This is a genomic window from Candidatus Jordarchaeum sp., from assembly GCF_052745115.1.
On the sequence record NZ_JBRAKS010000437.1, the window covers coordinates 1 to 2,875 of the forward strand.

Genomic DNA, 2,875 nt, shown 5'->3' on the forward strand with positions numbered 1-2,875 from the left:
CTACATTATAAGCAGTTTAATCTATCGATAATTTCCCCCGAAAGGGGTTTTGTTCCCACTTGTAATTTTTTATTTAATTTTTGTTTATTTATCTTTCCTTTGAGGGGCAAAATAAGCAGCGGGCACAATTTACACTTAATTGGGATTAGAAGGTTAGGATTGATGAAGAAAAATCTTTTTGTCAAATATTTTGATAAGCTAAGAGGATTCAATGCAATGTTCAAGCCTTTTGGTAATATTGGTATGTTTAATATTTTTAATCGAAATGGGAAAAATAGAATATTAGATTTTTAGGATTTCATAAGTTTGGCAATGATTTCTGGCAAGCTTTCTGGAGTTGAGGCGATAACATCTATTCCTATTTTGGTCAGTTTCTTAGGTATTTTTTTATTGTAGTATGGTTGGGCATCTGAACCTAGAGCAGCGATGCCGAGGATTTTGGTTCTTCCTTCTAAGATGCGGCTTAACGCTTTTTTCAGGTCGTTTTCTGGTCTTCACTCGTAAAAGTCGCTTATTATGACATGACTGTCTTTTTAGGGTTTTCTAAGATTAATTATTGAGCAATCAAAGTGGGCAATGATTTAAGTTTTAGAAATATTTCTTACGAAGACCTCTAAAGATGCAGAAACTTTAGTGGAGGCAATGCCTCTCTTCAGGGTATTGCTTATGTCAAAAATATTTTTATTATTGAATAACATATGCTAACTGTTTATTAATAAAAATGAGGATTATGTTTAGTGCCGAAAGCGAATGCAAATCAAATAGAAATTGAATATGAAACAATTGGGAACCCAAATTCGAAACCCTTATTGTTAATCGCGGGTTTGGGTAGCCAGTTACTTGCTTGGTCGGATACGTTTTGCGGAAGTCTCGTGAATCATGGCTTTTTCGTTATCAGATTTGATAATAGAGATGTAGGCTTGTCAACAAAATTTAAAGACGCGGGGATGCCAAACCTTGCGGAGATTAATGCTGCCTATGCTCGGGGAGAAATACCTGAAGTTCCCTATACTTTAGAGGACATGACGGATGATGCTATTGGTGTCTTGGACGCTCTAAATATAGATAGAGCACACATCTGCGGCGCTTCTATGGGTGGTATGATTGCACAAATTTTAGCGTATAGACATCCCTCTCGAGTGCTATCTCTCACGATAATTATGAGCACGACTGGAAATCCTACTTTACCACAAGCGAAGCCAGAAATCATGGCTCAATTCTTTGCACCTGTTCCTTCGGAGCGCGAGGCATATATTGAAGAAATGATCAAGCGGGATAGGCTTGTTTATGGTTCATTTGATTTTGATGAGGATCTGGGAAGAGTATAGAGCAAAAGAGTATGATCGAAATTATTACCCTGAAGGAATAGTACGCCAATTAGCGGCAATGGCTGTACCTGGTAATATTCAGCCTAGAATCTCTACAATACAAGCGCCTACTATTGTTATTCATGGAAGGGAAGATCCTTTTAACTCTATTGAGGCATGTAAAGAAATTTCATCAACGATACCTGGAGCAGAATTATTGATTTTGGATAGAATGGGACATAGTTTTCCTCGTGAAGTCCTACAACAAATAGTAGACGCTATAGTTGCCATCAGCAATAAAGCACCAAAATAAAATATGCGGTGACACAAGTGAAAGTGACACAGAGTAGCAATGCTGAAAAATTGGTTCCTCTAGCCTTTGAAGGAAAGTGGCATCACTTGAAGATTTTCAACCTCCATGCTTAGATAAATGTAGAGGTTCTCCATGCCCAAAACTCTTTGATATCAGATTATACCTTTTTCAATTCTTTATTCATAATATTGGTGAACCTTTTATTGCTGATAGGGGTTTCAGCTACGATTTCTCCGTTATACACTATACAGAAGGTACCAAAGGCGCATGGGCTGTTTTGTGCATCCTTGCAACTCTTTAATTCGATTATTTTTGGTTTAATGCCGTAATCCTTCTCCGCGATCTCGCTTATTTCTTTGACAGCATTTGCTAGGGCTGGACACTGGTCTTATCGAAATATTGTTAAACCTTTGCCATATTGACTGAGCTTCTTTCCCAGTTTCCTTTAAATTTCGAAGTTGGTGCGTTTTTATTGAATTTTTTTACAAGTAATTCAAAATCCGGTGGAGCTGTGTCAACAACTTCAAAACCTTTTTTTTACGAATATTTCTTTGCTTGCCATCTAGGTGCCTTTCCGACTACAATCGTATCTTTTTGTAAGAATATCTCCCCGTTTTTAAACAAAATAATTCGAAATATTTTCATTTCTTTTTTCTTCTGAATCTTTTTTTAGGGTAGGGTATGAATAATGGGACTGACTCTTTGTAATCTGTGTATTCCTTTCCGAATCTTTCTTCTAACTCTTTTTCTTCCAACTTTGCTACGAAGTAGAAAAGAATCATAAACATTATAGTAACAATGAAGAGAAAAGTAAATAGGGCTACGAAGACCCATCCAAAAAACATTATTGTTGCTCCTACATATAAAGGGTTTCGGGTATAAGCGTAGATTCCGGTTTTTATTAGGGTGCTTTTTTCTTTGGTTTCGTAAATCTCCTTGCCAAAGGCTCTAGATATTCCCAGAGCTCTAAGAGCACTAAACAGTATGATAAAACCTATAGTTAGTAGAATCATCCCTGTACCGATGCCCCCCGAAGTGAAAAGCGGGATATAATAGGCCATTCCCCAGTTGGGTGGAATGGGAGGATACCACCCCCAAAGGTAATCGTAGTGAAAGTACCATGGTAAATTGAGAAGGAGAGTTAATACTATTGAAATTGAGAAAAATAGTAAAAAGACCACTGTCAGGGCTAGCCATACAGGAGGGTTCACAACAGTAGAAAGATTTAATGATAAATAATACCATTCTTGGACTT

Annotated in this window: 4 protein-coding genes; 2 read left to right on the forward strand and 2 right to left on the reverse strand. The window is 37.1% G+C overall.

What is annotated here, in order from left to right; all coding sequences use genetic code 11:
- Positions 1-737: 737 nt before the first annotated feature.
- Positions 738-1,328 (forward strand): alpha/beta fold hydrolase, encoded by a 591-nt coding sequence (locus tag ACUVXA_RS19175; protein ID WP_445872896.1) that lies wholly within the window; start codon positions 738-740, stop codon positions 1,326-1,328.
- Positions 1,303-1,620 (forward strand): alpha/beta fold hydrolase, encoded by a 318-nt coding sequence (locus tag ACUVXA_RS19180; RefSeq protein WP_445872897.1) that lies wholly within the window; start codon positions 1,303-1,305, stop codon positions 1,618-1,620. Before ACUVXA_RS19175 ends, ACUVXA_RS19180 begins: the two co-directional genes overlap by 26 nt.
- A gap of 157 nt (positions 1,621-1,777) precedes the next feature.
- Here ACUVXA_RS19180 and ACUVXA_RS19185 read toward each other — a convergent pair whose 3' ends face one another.
- Positions 1,778-1,972: a YoaP domain-containing protein gene (locus ACUVXA_RS19185; protein ID WP_445872899.1), complete on the reverse strand. Its 195-nt coding sequence runs from the start codon at positions 1,970-1,972 to the stop codon at positions 1,778-1,780.
- A gap of 289 nt (positions 1,973-2,261) precedes the next feature.
- A partial coding sequence (locus tag ACUVXA_RS19190) for a methyltransferase family protein (RefSeq protein ID WP_445872898.1) occupies positions 2,262-2,875 on the reverse strand: 614 nt, incomplete at its 5' end.